Source organism: Paenibacillus sp. FSL H8-0104 (assembly GCF_038050215.1).
Taxonomy (GTDB): Bacteria; Bacillota; Bacilli; order Paenibacillales; family Paenibacillaceae; genus Paenibacillus; species Paenibacillus amylolyticus.
Map to the genome: position 1 here is coordinate 2,487,869 of NZ_JBBOTC010000001.1, position 15,515 is coordinate 2,503,383.

The 15,515-nt window shown below is 46.6% G+C and carries 15 protein-coding genes; all 15 read left to right on the forward strand.

Annotated features, from left to right (window positions below; translation table 11 throughout):
* The first annotated feature begins 7 nt into the window (after positions 1–7).
* The 15 genes from NST38_RS11235 to trmD all read left to right on the forward strand — a co-directional run bounded on the left by NST38_RS11235 (position 8) and on the right by trmD (position 15,358).
* Positions 8–997 (forward strand): beta-ketoacyl-ACP synthase III, encoded by a 990-nt coding sequence (locus NST38_RS11235; RefSeq protein ID WP_076249977.1) that lies wholly within the window; start codon positions 8–10, stop codon positions 995–997.
* A 25-nt stretch (positions 998–1,022) separates the two neighbouring features.
* A complete protein-coding gene (gene fabD, locus NST38_RS11240) occupies positions 1,023–1,964 on the forward strand; it encodes an ACP S-malonyltransferase (RefSeq protein WP_076249833.1) in 942 nt (313 codons plus the stop codon).
* A 211-nt stretch (positions 1,965–2,175) separates the two neighbouring features.
* On the forward strand, positions 2,176–2,925 hold the full coding sequence (gene fabG, locus NST38_RS11245) for a 3-oxoacyl-[acyl-carrier-protein] reductase (protein WP_017689228.1): 750 nt from the start codon (positions 2,176–2,178) through the stop codon (positions 2,923–2,925).
* A 152-nt stretch (positions 2,926–3,077) separates the two neighbouring features.
* Positions 3,078–3,311, forward strand: coding sequence for an acyl carrier protein (gene acpP, locus NST38_RS11250; RefSeq protein ID WP_024630176.1), 234 nt, complete (start codon positions 3,078–3,080; stop codon positions 3,309–3,311).
* A gap of 176 nt (positions 3,312–3,487) precedes the next feature.
* A complete protein-coding gene (gene fabF / locus NST38_RS11255; RefSeq protein ID WP_036609459.1) occupies positions 3,488–4,726 on the forward strand; it encodes a beta-ketoacyl-ACP synthase II in 1,239 nt (412 codons plus the stop codon).
* A 13-nt stretch (positions 4,727–4,739) separates the two neighbouring features.
* On the forward strand, positions 4,740–5,444 hold the full coding sequence (rnc, locus tag NST38_RS11260; RefSeq protein ID WP_036609458.1) for a ribonuclease III: 705 nt from the start codon (positions 4,740–4,742) through the stop codon (positions 5,442–5,444).
* A gap of 218 nt (positions 5,445–5,662) precedes the next feature.
* The gene (gene smc, locus NST38_RS11265; protein ID WP_076249832.1) at positions 5,663–9,232 is read left to right on the forward strand and encodes a chromosome segregation protein SMC; all 3,570 of its coding nucleotides are present in this window, start codon (positions 5,663–5,665) and stop codon (positions 9,230–9,232) included.
* 108 nt (positions 9,233–9,340) lie between these two features.
* Entirely contained in the window at positions 9,341–10,354 is a 1,014-nt protein-coding gene (gene ftsY / locus NST38_RS11270; protein WP_036609455.1) for a signal recognition particle-docking protein FtsY, read from the forward strand.
* Between the two features lie 146 nt (positions 10,355–10,500).
* Entirely contained in the window at positions 10,501–11,148 is a 648-nt protein-coding gene (trhA, locus tag NST38_RS11275; protein ID WP_017689222.1) for a PAQR family membrane homeostasis protein TrhA, read from the forward strand.
* 262 nt (positions 11,149–11,410) lie between these two features.
* Entirely contained in the window at positions 11,411–11,761 is a 351-nt protein-coding gene (ylxM, locus tag NST38_RS11280; protein ID WP_017689221.1) for a YlxM family DNA-binding protein, read from the forward strand.
* Positions 11,762–11,824: 63 nt separating this feature from the next.
* The gene (gene ffh / locus NST38_RS11285) at positions 11,825–13,204 is read left to right on the forward strand and encodes a signal recognition particle protein (RefSeq protein ID WP_076249831.1); all 1,380 of its coding nucleotides are present in this window, start codon (positions 11,825–11,827) and stop codon (positions 13,202–13,204) included.
* Between the two features lie 53 nt (positions 13,205–13,257).
* A complete protein-coding gene (gene rpsP, locus NST38_RS11290) occupies positions 13,258–13,530 on the forward strand; it encodes a 30S ribosomal protein S16 (RefSeq protein WP_017689219.1) in 273 nt (90 codons plus the stop codon).
* Between the two features lie 23 nt (positions 13,531–13,553).
* Complete coding sequence (locus tag NST38_RS11295) at positions 13,554–13,784, forward strand: KH domain-containing protein (RefSeq protein ID WP_017689218.1); 231 nt, start codon at positions 13,554–13,556, stop codon at positions 13,782–13,784.
* Positions 13,785–14,076: 292 nt separating this feature from the next.
* Positions 14,077–14,589: a ribosome maturation factor RimM gene (gene rimM / locus NST38_RS11300; protein ID WP_036609454.1), complete on the forward strand. Its 513-nt coding sequence runs from the start codon at positions 14,077–14,079 to the stop codon at positions 14,587–14,589.
* Position 14,590: 1 nt separating this feature from the next.
* A complete protein-coding gene (gene trmD / locus NST38_RS11305; RefSeq protein WP_036670343.1) occupies positions 14,591–15,358 on the forward strand; it encodes a tRNA (guanosine(37)-N1)-methyltransferase TrmD in 768 nt (255 codons plus the stop codon).
* Positions 15,359–15,515: the final 157 nt, after the last annotated feature.

Sequence of the window (15,515 nt, forward strand, 5' to 3'; positions counted from 1 at the left end):
TGACGATATGAATAATTTGCGCCCAGTAGGGATTATTGGTACAGGGAAATATGTGCCTGAGAAAATTTTGACAAATAGCGATCTGGAGAAAATGGTCGATACCAATGACGAGTGGATCGTCAGTCGTACAGGAATCAAAGAGCGTCACATCGCTGCACCCGATCAGGCAACTTCTGATCTGGCATACGAAGCGGCGATTAAAGCCCTTGAATCTGCAGGGATGACAGGCAGTGATCTTGATCTGATCATTGTTGCAACCATTACACCGGATTCTTCGTTCCCATCGACAGCCTGCATCTTGCAGGACAAATTGGGTGCAAAAGGTGCCGCGGCATTTGATCTGTCGGCTGCTTGTTCCGGATTTGTATACGGTTTGGCTAGTGCTACGAGCTTCATCCAAAGCGGTATGTACAACAATGCACTTGTCATTGGTGCGGACTGCTTGTCTCGTATTACGGATTATACAGACCGTAACACTTGTGTCCTCTTTGGTGATGGAGCAGGGGCGGTAGTCGTTGGTGAAGTTCCGGAAGGTCGCGGATTCAAAGCGTTCGATCTCGGTGCCGAAGGTGCTGGCGGTAGTCTTCTTCAGATGGAAGGCGGCGGTTCCCGTCTGCCTGCTACTGCAGAGACCGTTGAAAATAAAAAACATTACATCAACATGAACGGTCGTGAAGTGTTTAAGTTTGCGGTACGTGTCATGGGGACGGCTACCATTGAGGTATTACGCAAAGCTGGTATGGAGCGTACGGATGTGGATCTGTTTGTTCCTCACCAAGCGAATATTCGGATTATCCAATCTGCGATGCAACGCCTTGAACTTCCTGAAGAAAAGGTTGTAGTCAACGTGGATAAGTATGCAAACACATCTGCTGCTTCCATCCCGCTGGCTCTGGTAGAAGCAGCAGAGGAAGGTCGCATGAAAGCCGGAGATACCGTTCTGATGGTTGGATTCGGTGGCGGTTTGACATGGGGTGCATCGGTACTCATTTGGTAAAATAGACATCTGGGAGATGAATGAGATGGGTAAAATAGCATTTGTATTTCCCGGACAGGGATCACAGGCTGTAGGCATGGCCAAGGACGCGTATGAGTCCGTGCCTGCGGCAACCGAAATTTTTCGCACAGCAGATGAAACATTGGGTTTCTCTCTGAGCAACCTTGTATTTGAAGGACCGGAGACCGAGTTGAAACAGACATCAAATACACAACCGGCTCTGTTGACAGCAAGTATTGCCTTGCTGGAAGCTTTCAAAGAAAAAGGAATTCAGCCTGACTATACGGCTGGACACAGTCTGGGAGAATACAGTGCACTGGTGGCAGCGGGCGTTCTTTCGTTTGCTGACGCAGTGAGCACTGTGCGGGCACGTGGTCAGTATATGGAACAGGCAGTACCGGGTGGACAAGGAGCGATGGCTGCTGTGTTGGGTGCGGATCGGGAAGCGCTGGGGGTGCTTTGCCGTGACGTATCTGAAAGTGGTCATGCGGTTGAACTTGCCAACATTAATTGTCCGGGACAAATCGTCATTTCTGGTGTGAAGGAAGGCGTAGCTGCTGTTGCGGAACGAGTGAAAGAAGCAGGAGGTAAACGCGCCATTGCATTGGAAGTAAGCGGTCCGTTCCACTCTTCATTGATGAAGGGTGCAGCTGAGAAGCTGGCAGAGAAACTGAAAACCGTTACGTTCTCACCGGCAGCGGTCCCTGTAGTCGCTAATGTGACTGCAAGACCTGCAGAGGATGGACAGGTTCAGGATTTGTTGACAGCTCAGGTCTATTCTCCTGTATTATGGGAAGACAGTGTGACATGGCTTATTGAGCAAGGTGTGGATACGTTCATCGAGATTGGATCTGGCAGTGTATTGACCGGTTTGATTAAAAAAACAGATAAAACCGTAAAACTGTACAATGTGAACAGTCTTGAAACGCTCGAAGCAACGGCAAGTGAATTAGAAGGAATTATATGAGTTAAACTAAACTTTTTACACGAGAACGGAGAGGACAGAAAAAAACTGAAGAAGCGGAGCGTTCGCCTTTATCACCGGATTTTCCCTTTATAAAAGGGAATCAAAAAAATCTGGGGATAACAGCGATGGGAAGTTTATTCTGTCATCGGAGTGGCAAGTGTAAACATTCTTTGGTTGAACTGATATAGATTTGGGGAAAGGAGGAATGATTATGTCTAAACCATTAGAAGGTAAAAATGCACTTGTTACCGGGGCATCCCGGGGCATTGGGCGCAGTATTGCACTGGCACTTGCAGAAGCTGGAGCGAACGTAGCCGTGAATTATGCGGGTAGCCAAGCGGCAGCTGAGGAAGTGGCAGAAGCGATTCGTGCCAAAGGAGTCAAGGCGATTACACTTCAAGCCAATGTTGGCCTGATGGATGAAGCTGAACAAATGGTCAAAGCTACACTCGAAGCATGGGGCAACGTTGATATTCTGGTGAACAATGCTGGAATTACCCGTGATAATCTGATCATGCGTATGAAAGAGGAAGAATTCGATCAGGTTATTGAAACCAATCTCAAAGGTGTGTTTAACTGCCTTAAGGCGGTTACACGTCCAATGATGAAACAACGGTCGGGAAGAATTATCAATATCTCCTCGGTTGTAGGTGTGCTCGGTAATGCTGGACAAGCGAACTATGTTGCTGCCAAAGCAGGAGTCATTGGCCTGACAAAGGCATCTGCTCGTGAACTGGCTTCTCGTGGAATCACAGTTAACTGTGTTGCGCCAGGTTTCATTGAGACAGATATGACAAAAGAGTTGTCCCAGGAGCTGGTGGACGGTATGCTAAGTGGTATTCCGTTGTCCCGTTTGGGTCAGCCGGATGAAATCGCTGGTGTAGTCACTTTCCTGGCTTCACAGGCTTCATCTTATATGACAGGGCAGACGTTGCATGTCGATGGTGGCATGTACATGTAATTCTTCCCGGACTTGATCAATAGTCGGGGAACAGGCGCTGGACGATCCGAAATGCCGGAAAAAGGCCGGGTTCCCCGGCCGGGAGCCGCATATGTCTTCTATGGCATTTTGCCTGCGATTCTCGTATAATACCAAAGAAGGAGGTGAACCGGATGTCCGATGTATTGGAGCGTGTAAAACGCATCGTCGTCGACCGCTTGGGCGCAGACGAAGCTGAAGTTACACTTGAAGCATCTTTCAAAGAAGATTTGGGTGCTGATTCTTTGGATGTAGTGGAATTGGTCATGGAATTGGAAGATGAATTTGATTTGGAAATCTCTGATGAAGATGCAGAAAAAATCACGACCGTAGGTGAAGTTGTAAACTACATACAATCTCATACCTAAAGTCATTTTTAGTCCCGCACATGTTTTCGAACAGGCGGGACTTCTCATCATTCATTGGTTTTTCTCATTCCGCATGCAGCTCTACTCAAGCAGGCTATCTTGGTTGAGTAGATGTCTGTTTGCGGATATTCCCACAAAATACTTGCGTAATGCAGTCGATATAGAGGTGACTCGGTTTGAAACAAAGAGTAGTAATTACCGGAATGGGCGTAATGACATCGCTCGGAAAAGATTTGGAAACGTTCTGGGGCAGTTTAATGGCAGGAAAGTCCGGAATTTCTCAGATTGAGGCGTTTGATGTTAGTGAATACACGACACAGATTGCAGCCGAGATCAAGGATTTCAACCCGGAAGAATATATGGATCGCAAGGATGCTCGCAAAATGGACCGTTTTGTACAGTTCGCTGTGGCAGCCGGCTTCAAAGCCGTTGAAGACAGTGGTCTGAAAATTAACGAGAATATTGATGCAGAGCGTTTCGGTGTATCCATCGGATCAGGTATTGGTGGATTGGGTACGTGGGAGGACCAACATAATGCATTATTGCAAAAAGGTCCAAAACGGGTAAGCCCATTCTTTATTCCCATGATGATCTCCAACATGGCTTCAGGCCAAATGTCGATTTCCCTTGGTGCCAAAGGTCCTAACATTAACGTTGTTACCGCTTGTGCAACAGGTACACACTCCATCGGAGATTCCTTCAAGCTGATTGCTAATGGTGATGCAGATGCCATGATCTGTGGTGGTGCGGAAGCAACAATCAGACCAACGGGTCTTGCAGGGTTCTGTGCGATGCGCGCAATGTCTACACGTAATGATGATCCTGCGAAGTCAAGCCGTCCTTTTGATACAGAACGTGATGGTTTTGTTATGGGCGAAGGCGCTGGTGTTATGATTCTGGAATCCCTGGAACATGCTCAAAAACGTGGTGCACGCATTTATGGTGAAGTGATCGGTTACGGTCTGACAGGTGATGCACATCACATGACAGAACCAGATCCGGATGGAGCAGCACGTTGCATGAAGATGGCACTTCGTAATGCAGGTATTGAGCCTGAAGAAGTGGACTACATTAATGCACACGGAACTTCGACGCCTGTAGGCGACAGATCCGAAACGCTTGCGATCAAAAAGGCGTTTGGTGATCATGCGTACAAGCTCGCCGTGAGTTCCACTAAATCCATGACGGGCCACATGCTTGGCGCTGCTGGTGGTGTAGAAGCGGTTATCTGCGGATTGTCACTGACACATCAGACACTGGCTCCAACGATTAACCTGGAAAATCAGGATCCGGAATGTGATCTGGATTATGTACCAAATGTTCCACGTCAAACCAAAGTTAATATTGCCATGTCCAATTCATTTGGATTCGGCGGTCACAATGCCACCATTATTCTCAAAAAATTTGAAGCATAAGGGGCTAGTTCGTTTGAGTGAAGATCTGAAGCAGTTACAACATAAACTTCAAATCAAATTTGACAACAGGCAGCTTTTAAAACAAGCGTTTACCCATGCTTCTTATGTAAACGAACACCGGTTCAGTCAGCATCAGGACAACGAGCGTCTGGAGTTTCTGGGCGATGCCGTGCTGGAACTGACTGTATCGGAGTACTTGTATCATTTGTATCCTAACCGTCCGGAAGGTGAATTAACTAAGCTGCGGGCATCCATTGTCTGTGAGCCTTCCCTCGTCAAATTTGCTGAAGTGTTGGGTTTTGGGCAGTATGTACTTCTTGGTAAAGGTGAGGAACTAACTGGAGGACGGACACGGCCGGCTCTGCTGGCGGATGTGTTTGAATCTTTCATTGGTGCATTATATCTGGATCAGGGGCTTGCGCCTGTTCGGACATTTCTTGATCAGCATGTCTTCCCATTAATCGTATTGGGCAGCAAGCTGCAAATGAGTGATTACAAAACGGAACTGCAGGAACTTACTCAGCATCACAATATGGGAGCTTTGGAATACCGTATCGTTGAGGAACGGGGACCTGCCCATGAACGTGAGTTTGTCTCGGAGGTCCACATGGGTCAAGAAAGGCTTGGCAGAGGTACAGGACGTTCCAAAAAGGAAGCGGAACAACAGGCTGCATCTGCAGCACTTGATCGACTGAAGCTTCCGGAAGCCGGAGCTTAACCGATAGCGCATAGACAAACGAAGAGCAAAGAGCAGCCCGCGGGTCCGCCCCGGCGGAAGTAATCGGCCGGACTGCTTTTTGCTCTTTTTTTTGTAGAGAGGTTCAGGAGAAGGTTACCTGATCGTTAACTAAATAAGTGAACTTTATTTTGGTTCAATTTATTTAGGCGCTGGAATGCAATACTTGAAATTTGCAAGAGGAGGTGACGAGAAACCCTATGTTTTTAAAACGGATTGAATTGGGTGGATTCAAGTCATTCGCCGACAAAACGGAGATGGAGTTCGTTCGTGGCATTACGGCTGTTGTAGGTCCGAACGGAAGTGGAAAGAGTAATATATCGGATGGAATTCGCTGGGTTCTGGGGGAACAAAGTGCTAAGTCGCTGCGTGGTGGCAAAATGGAAGATATCATCTTTGCAGGTAGTGACGCACGGAAAGCCGTTAATTTCGGTGAGGTGTCGCTAACACTTGATAACGAGGATCACGCACTTGCATTGGATTTTGGTGAGGTGACGGTGACTCGTCGTGTACATCGCAGCGGAGATAGTGAATATTTTATCAACAAACAATCTTGTCGTTTGAAGGATATCACGGAGCTGTTTATGGATACCGGCATCGGTAAGGAAGCCTACTCGATTATTGGACAGGGGCGAATCGAAGAGATTCTGAGTACCCGTTCAGAGGATCGCAGAGGTATCTTTGAAGAAGCTTCAGGTATCGTTAAATATAAATCCCGCAAGCGGGATGCGACGCGCAAACTGGATGAGACAGAGCAAAATTTGCTGCGTATTCATGATCTGGTGACTGAACTGGAAGATCAGATTGGACCGCTAAAGGAACAATCGGAGAAAGCGATCCACTATAAGGAACTTCGTTCTCAGCTCAAATCGCAGGAAATTTCCATGTATGTGTACCAGATCGAACAGATTCATGCGTCCTGGAGTAAAGCGAACGAGCGCCTGCAATCGCTAAAACAGGAAGAGGTTGGACTGGCGGCGATTGTCTCTACGCATGATGCCAAGCTGGAAAATGACCGGAATGCGTTGCGTATCCTGGAAACAGAGACAGAGCAACTGCAAGCTGCTTTATTGCAATTCAGTGAAGCGACGGAGAAAAGTGAAGGGCTTGGAGAATTGCTCAAGGAGCGCTCGCACCATCTGCAAACGAATCAGGAGCAGCTCAAAGTAACGCTTGCCGCCAGTGAAGAGAGACATCGCGAACGGGAAACCGAGCTGCTTGCACTGCGTGAGAAGTTTGGCAAACTTGAGCATGAACTGAATGATGTGAGAAATCAGTTGTCCCAAGAAGAAGCCAAACTCATCGGTGTCACAGGTGGCATTAGTCAACAGCAAGAGGAAAGCCTCAAAGGCAACTTGCTGGAACTGATGAATCAGATGGCTCAGACACGAAATGAAATTCGTTATGTGGACCAGCAGAAAGAAACGCTGGAGCGCAGAATGAATCGCGCGGCTGAGGAATCGGGCAAATGGGAAGATCAAAAAGAGACACTGGAAAGTCGTAAAGCGGACATTGAGAAAAAAGTTGTTCGTTTGGGCAAAGAAATCAGTGATCTACGTGGTGGATACATTACGGAAAGTGAACGACTCCAGTCGCTGCAGAAGCTGCTTGAAGAAAGTCGGGGTACGGTCCGTAAATGGGAACAGAAGCGTGAAGCTCAAGTTTCCCGCCGCGATACGATGAAAGAGATGCAGGATGATTTTGACGGATTCATGCTGGGTGTCAAGGAGGTTCTCAAGGCTTCACGTAAAGGTACGCTGAGCGGTGTTCATGGAGCTGTGGCTGAACTCGTAAAAGTTCCCGAGAAGATCGAACTTGCGGTAGAAACAGCAATGGGAGCATCCTTGCAGCATGTGGTCATGGAAAATGAATCAGTTTCCAGACAGGCAATTGCTTTTCTGAAGCAACGCCAGTTGGGGCGTGCAACGTTCCTGCCTCTGGATGTCATTCGTCCTCGTGCCATTGGAGCGGCTGAACGTTCTATGATTGAAGGTATGGAGGGTTTTGTGGGGATCGGTGCTGATCTTGTACAATTCGAATCCAAGTATGCTTCAATCATTGGCAGCTTGCTCGGTAATGTTATTATTGCCGAAACGTTGGAGGTCGCCAATAAAATTGCGGCTCGCTGTCAGTATCGTTTCCGGGTTGTGACGCTTGAAGGTGACGTGGTCAATGCGGGTGGTTCCATGACAGGTGGTAGCCAGCACAAGAAAAATGTGAGTCTGCTCAGCCGGAAACGGCAGCTGGACCAGCTCGACCAGGATATTTTGGATACGGAAAATCAAATCGTGAAACTGCATCGCAGTGTGGATGATGTAAAAGTCCAACTGGAACAGTGTCAGGACAAACTGGATGAACTTCGTCAGTCCGGTGATGATACCCGAAATGCAGAACAGCAGGCTTCGATGGAAATGAAACAGGTAGAGCATGAGCTTCGCCATGTGCTTGAACAGGTTGCCGTTGCCGGGCAGGAGAAGAGCGGCTTTACCGAAGAGATCAAAGAGCTGGATACGGCTCGGATCGTCGCTGTGAAGAAGCTGGAGCAGCTTGAAGAGGAAGAAAAAGCGACTCATCGTGCCATTCATGCAGCTGAGTTTGCTCGGAAAGCCAATGAATCCGCGAAGGAAGAATTGCAGAGCCAACTCACCGAATTGAAAGTGCGTGAAGGCAAGCTGGATCAGGAGCGATTCTCCAATGGAGAACAATTGCGACGTCTGGAGCGGGAAGTAGAGTCGCTGGTGAAAGATCTTCGTCAGAATCGCACGTTGCTGGCTTCGATGGAAGCAGATCTCAAGAAAACACAGACCGAGAGTGTTAAACAGATTGAAGATCTGAACCAGTATAAGCTGAAAAAAGCGGAAGCTTCTCAGGATCTGGACTTCAAACGTGCTGCCCGAAGTGAGTTGTCGAAAAAGCTTGAGCTTGCCGAGAGCGAAACGAAGGAACAGCGCACGCAGTTAAAAGCTGTGGAAGAACAGATGCGACAGACGGAAATTTCCGTGAACCGGTTGGATGTTGAGCTGGAAAATATACTGCGAAAGCTGACGGATGAATACGAACTGGGCTATGAACTGGCCAAAGAGCGTTATCCTGTACCGGAAGACGTGGAGCATACACAGGCAGAGGTACAGAAGCTGAAGCGCAGTATATCCGCCCTGGGTGATGTGAACCTGGGAGCGATTGAGGAGTTCCAGCGAGTCAATGAGCGATACGAGTTCCTGAGTGAACAGAAGAATGACCTGGTGGAAGCTAAAACAACGTTGTATCAGGTTATTCGGGAAATGGAAGACGAGATGGCGAAGCGATTCAAGATTACGTTTGATGCCATCCGCCGTGAGTTCGGTACCGTGTTTAGCAAGCTGTTTGGCGGGGGACGTGCTGACCTTGTTCTGATGGACCCGGAGCGCTTGCTTGAAACGGGAATAGATATCGTGGCTCAGCCACCAGGCAAGAAACTGCAAAACCTGCAACTGTTATCCGGTGGGGAACGGGCTTTGACGGCGATGGCTTTATTATTTGCTATTCTGCATGTCAAACCGGTACCATTCTGCGTGCTGGATGAAGTTGAGGCAGCGCTGGACGAAGCTAACGTGGTACGTTTTGCCCAGTACTTGCGTGAATTCTCCGAACAGACACAGTTTATCGTTGTTACCCATCGTAAAGGTACGATGGAAGAGGCAGATGTGCTGTACGGTGTTACAATGGAAGAGGGCGGTGTATCCAAGCTCGTTTCGGTTAAACTGGAAGATGAGGAAGCAGTAATTGCCTGATCTGATCCAAACCTGCGAGACAAACGAACTCATTGTAATCATTGAAAATCATTCAGATTGAGCATTTTTGCAAAACCGCTTAGATTATGTACACGATGGAGGGGCTTTATGAGTTTTTTTAAAAAGCTTAGAGACAGCATTGCAAGCAAAACGGAGTCGGTCACCAAACAGTTTAAGGATGGATTGGAAAAGACACGTAAAGGGTTAGTGGAAAAAGTGTCGGATCTCGTAATCCGTCGCAAAAAAATCGATGAAGAGTTCTATGAAGAACTGGAAGAGATTTTGATCGGAGCAGACGTTGGTGTGAATACAGTCATGAATCTGATCGAAGACCTGCGCGTTGAGGTGAAAAAACGCAAAATTGAGGATGCGGCTGAGCTGCAGCCTGTATTGTCCGAGAAACTGACGGGTCTTCTTCGCGGTGAACAGAATAACGAATTGAAAATGAACCCGGATGGCATTACCGTCATTTTGTTTGTTGGTGTTAACGGTGTTGGTAAAACAACAACGATTGGCAAGCTGGCACATCGATTTAAACAACAAGGTAAAAAAGTCATCATGGCAGCTGGAGATACGTTCCGTGCCGGAGCCATTGAACAGCTGGAAGTATGGGGGCAACGTGCCGGTGTCGATGTGATCAAACAGCAATCTGGTTCTGATCCAGCAGCGGTTATGTATGATGCGGTACAAGCAGCGAAACAACGGGGTGCGGATGTTCTGCTCTGTGATACAGCAGGTCGTCTGCAAAACAAATCTAACCTGATGGACGAGCTTAACAAGATCTATCGTGTCATTCAGCGTGAAATTCCGGATGCTCCGCATGAAGTACTGATGGTACTGGATGCAACAACAGGTCAAAATGCTTTAAACCAGGCTAAACTTTTCGGTGAGAAAAGCGGTGTAACTGGCCTCGTACTGACGAAACTGGATGGAACAGCCAAAGGGGGGATCGTTGTTGCGATCCGTCAGGAGCTGGACTTGCCTGTGAAGCTCGTAGGACTGGGTGAGAAAATTGATGATCTGCAGCCGTTTGATTCGGAGCAATTTGTGCATGCCTTGTTCGCCGGATTGATCCAAGAACAGCCAGCGGAAAGTGCTGAAGAAGAGGAAGCTAATTCCTAGAATCATTAATAATAGAATGAATTAATAATGTTAACCGTATTGCCAGTGATATACGTGATAAGTGTCACGTGTAATGTCACTGGCAATACGTGTATAATGGAGGAATAAAGCAGGCAATGTTAAAGGGTTAGAAAGGACGGTTGAAAATGGCCAATACGTATACCTATTCTCGCCGTGAAGAAGTCGCCAATGCGGTGACACATGGAATCGGCGCTGCACTCAGTGTAGCTGCACTGGTGATATTGATTGTATTTTCAAGTATGAAAGGCACGGCTTGGCATGTGGTCAGTTTCACGATCTACGGAATCACCATGCTGTTGCTCTATACAAGTTCTACACTCGTGCATGCATGGAAAGATGGAAAAGTGAAAGATTTATTTGAGATTTTCGACCATTCTTCCATTTATTTATTTATTGCGGGATCGTACACTCCGCTTTTGTTTATTGCTGTTCGCGGTACACTTGGATGGACCCTGTTTGGCATAATCTGGGGTATCGCATTATTCGGCGTGATCTTTAAGGCATTTTTTACGAAAAAGTTTCTATTCATGTCCACGATTTTCTATATTGCGATGGGCTGGCTGATCGTTATTGCCTGGCAACCTCTTATGGCGGCCATTCCTACAGGCGGCATTGTGTTGCTGGTTGCTGGAGGCCTGATGTATACACTTGGTACGCTCTTTTATGTATGGCGTGGATTTCCGTACCACCATGCGATTTGGCATCTCTTTGTGTTAGCAGGCAGTATTCTTCATTTCTTTATGGTACTGCTGTACCTGACACCACTTCGTTAGAACACCATAGACGGATGCATCTCCACGGACTGAGACGCATTCGTTTTTTCTTCTACATAGAGGTGGGTCGCAGGGACACAGATAGAATTTGCTTGTAGTGAAGAAGGGCATAAACTACCCGTTAAACATCGAAATAACGTATCATCAGAGCTGTTTTTATTGTGACAAGTATTTTTGCTTGACAACCTGATTTGTTTTAGGTATTATTAGGAACGTTGCAAGAGTGTAAAGTGTTTTTCCTTGACGAAGGGAGTGCCCCGATGTGAGTCAAGAAAATCGGCTTGAGAAGACAAACCGGATTAACTTGCTGTTTGCTTTTTATGAATTGTTACTTACCGAGAAACAGCAGACTTTTCTAAAGTATTACTTTCATGACGATTTCTCACTTGGTGAAATTGCAGCCGAGTTTGAGATCAGCCGCCAGGCGGTATACGAGCATATCAAGCGTGCCGAACAAGTGCTGGAAAATTACGAAAGCAAGCTGGGCTTGCTGGAAAAGCATGAACGGCGTAATCGCAATCTTGAAGATTTGCAAAATGCATTGGAACGCGCAGGCGTCTCCATTGATAACAACAAACAAATACACGATATCGTTGCTCAGCTTAGTGAATGAAATATTGGCTGAGCGGAACGTATCGGTCTTGCAAACAGTATTAAAGCTTAAGGAGGTGGGATCATGGCATTTGAAGGATTAACGACCCGATTACAGAATGTGTTCAGCAAGCTGCGCGGCAAAGGCAAGGTGTCTGATGAAGATGTAGCCGAGGCTATGCGCGAGGTACGTCTGGCATTGCTCGAAGCGGATGTAAACTTCAAAGTGGTCAAGGAATTCATCGCCAAGGTGAAAGAGAAGGCTGTTGGCAAAGAAGTGATGGAGAGCTTCACGCCAGGAATGGTCATCATCGACATCGTTAACAAGGAACTAACGGATTTGATGGGTGGAAGCCAAGCGAAACTGGCTAAAGCGAACAAACCGCCTACGGTGCTGATGATGGTTGGTTTGCAGGGTGCTGGTAAAACAACCACATCGGGTAAACTGGCTAAAATGCTGCAAAAGCAAAACAGCAGACCATTGCTTGTTGCAGGAGATATTTATCGTCCCGCAGCGATCAAACAGTTGCAAGTACTTGGCGAGCAGATCAAAGCGCCGGTATTCACACTGGGAGATCAGACAAGCCCTGTTGAGATCGCACGTCAAGGTCTTCAACATGCGAAGGATAACGGTAATGACTATGTTATTATCGATACAGCTGGACGTCTGCATGTTGATGAAGAACTGATGGAAGAACTTCGCCAGATTCACAGCGTAGTGAATCCGGATGAAGTACTGCTTGTTGTAGACAGCATGACAGGTCAGGATGCGGTTAACGTAGCAGAACACTTTAACCAGCAGCTTAATCTGACCGGGGTTGTCCTGACCAAGCTGGATGGAGATACTCGTGGTGGTGCTGCGCTTTCCGTCAAAGCAGTTACGGGTTGTCCAATCAAGTTTGCTTCCCTTGGAGAGAAACTTGACGCTTTGGAGCCGTTCCACCCGGAACGTATGGCTTCACGGATCCTCGGTATGGGTGATATGTTATCTCTGATTGAGAAAGCACAATTAAACATTGATACCGATAAAGCCAAGGAAATGGAACGGAAGATGCGTAATGCAGAATTCACGTTTGAAGATTTCCTGGAGCAGATGGATCAAGTGAAAAAGCTGGGACCAATCGACCAGATCATGGATATGATTCCCGGCATGGGCAAGATGAAACAAGCCAAGGATCTGAAGGTTGATGATAAACAGATGGGCCGGATCGAAGCGATCGTTTACTCAATGACGACCGAAGAGAAACGTAACCCGGACATGATCAACCATAGCCGCCGGAAGCGTATTGCTACCGGAAGCGGAACATCTCTGGCTGAAGTAAATCGTCTGATCAAGCAATTTGATGAGATGCGCCGCATGATGAAACAGTTCTCGGATATGATGGGACCTAAAGGCGGCGGTAAAAATAAAGCTATGAAGCAGCTTAAAGGTATCGGTAAAGGAATGAAGTTTCCTTTCCGTTGATTTAAGCGAAGCTGGATCATATACAGATTTCATTGAAGGAGGTGAATTTTCAAATGGCAGTTCGTATTCGTCTGAAACGTATGGGTGCTCACAAAGCTCCTTTCTACCGCGTAGTGGTATCGGATTCCCGTTCCCCACGTGACGGTCGTTTTATCGAGGAGATCGGTTACTACAACCCGGTTGAACAACCGGCTGTTGTTAAGATCGATGAAGATAAAGCATTGGCATGGCTTCAAAACGGTGCACAAGCATCTGACACTGTCCGCAACTTGCTTAGCAAAGCGGGCGTGATGAAGAAGTTCCACGAGTCTAAATTATCTAAATAAAGTGCTGATTCGGAGGGTCATCTATGGAAGAATTAGTAAGCATAATTGCTAAGGCTTTAGTCGATCATCCGGAAGATGTGACGGTTCGGACGGTTGAGAAAGACCGGCTTGTCGTTTATGAGTTAACCGTTCATCCTGACGATGTCGGGAAGGTAATTGGTAAACAGGGACGAATCGCGAAATCACTTCGTACGGTCGTCACATCAGCAGCAGTTAAGATGGATAAACGGGTTACCGTTGATATCATATCTTAAAGATATACGAAAGGGGGTTAGGATGCATGTCCTAGCCCCTTTTCGTGCATGCTGAAACTTAAATAATATGATTGAAATAGCTCGTTAAGTATGATTATTTGCGGAAGTAGTGAAGGGTACGGAATCGATTCTGAAGAAGCGTCAGCGCTCGCCTTTATCACCGGATTTTCACCTTTAAAAATAATTAAAAAAATTAGGGGATAACAGCGATCCGAAGAACGATCCGTAACCGGAACGGTCGCATGGAGATCATCAAATATGAGTACCATATGAATGGATTTTAGGAGGAATTATGGCAGAGTTTATGAATGTAGGTAAAATCGTTAATACGCATGGAATTCGCGGTGAGGTGAGAATCATGCCTATAACCGATTTCCCAGAAGTGCGTTTCGCGAAAAATGCAGAGTTGTTTTTCTTTACACCAGATAATCATCCAGTCATGGTTAACGTGGAATCTGCACGTTTGCATAAAAATATGTATATTCTTCGTCTGAAAGAGTATGGCAATATTAATGAAGTAGAGAAGTTTAAAGGCGGTATGGCCAAAGTGTTAAAAGAGAACCTCGCTGAGCTGGAGGAAGGTGAATACTACTTCCATCAAATCGTTGGGTGTTCGGTTATCACCGAAGAGGGTGAAACGCTTGGAACTATCTCTGAAATTTTGACTCCGGGTGCCAATGATGTATGGGTTGTCAAAACGCCAGCAGGTAAAGAAGTGCTGATTCCCGTTATTGATGATGTAGTACTTGATGTGGACATCGAACAGCAGCAAGTGAAGATTCACCTGATGGAAGGGCTGCTGTAACATGAAAGTGGATGTATTAACACTCTTCCCGGAGATGTTTGATGGCGTATTCGGAGCAAGCATTCTGGGTAAAGCCCAAACGAAGGGGCTGGTGTCCCTCGGTGCAACCAACTTCCGTAATTATGCCACAAATAAACATAATACGGTCGATGATGCTCCTTACGGTGGGGGTGGAGGCATGGTGCTAAAACCAGATCCGATTTTTGCTGCTGTTGAAGATGTACTGGAGCAACGCGGAGAAGCCGCGGCAACCATGAAAGCTCCACGTATCATTTTAATGTGTCCGCAAGGTGAGACGTTTACACAGAAAAAAGCAGAAGAACTTGTACAGGAAGATCATTTGATTTTTATATGTGGACATTATGAAGGTTACGATGAGCGAATTCGCGAATTTCTCGTGACGGATGAACTATCCATTGGTGATTACGTGCTCACTGGTGGGGAATTGCCTGCTATGGTTGCGATCGACAGCATCGTACGCCTTATTCCCGGTGTGCTTGGCAATGAGACAAGTGCTGTGACGGATTCATTCAGTACTGGACTCCTCGAATATCCACACTACACACGTCCACCCGAGTTTAGGGGCATGAAAGTACCGGATATGCTGTTGTCGGGACATCATCTGAACATTGAGGCATGGCGCAGAGAACAGTCGTTGCTTCGTACGCTGGAGCGCAGACCGGAGATGTTGGAAACGGCTGATCTGACGGATAAAGAACGTATTTGGTTGAAAAAGATACGCTCAAACCGTAAACATAGCACAGAATAAGTATATGTATCGTATAAACACGTAAATATATCTTTTTATAGAGTTTGAAAAAGCCAACCTTGATACCAAAGGTTGGCTTTTCTTATGTGTTTTGTAAAGAAAGCTGGATATTCATTGGGTAATTCTATAAAATGGAGGTATATTTTAAAACTAAGTT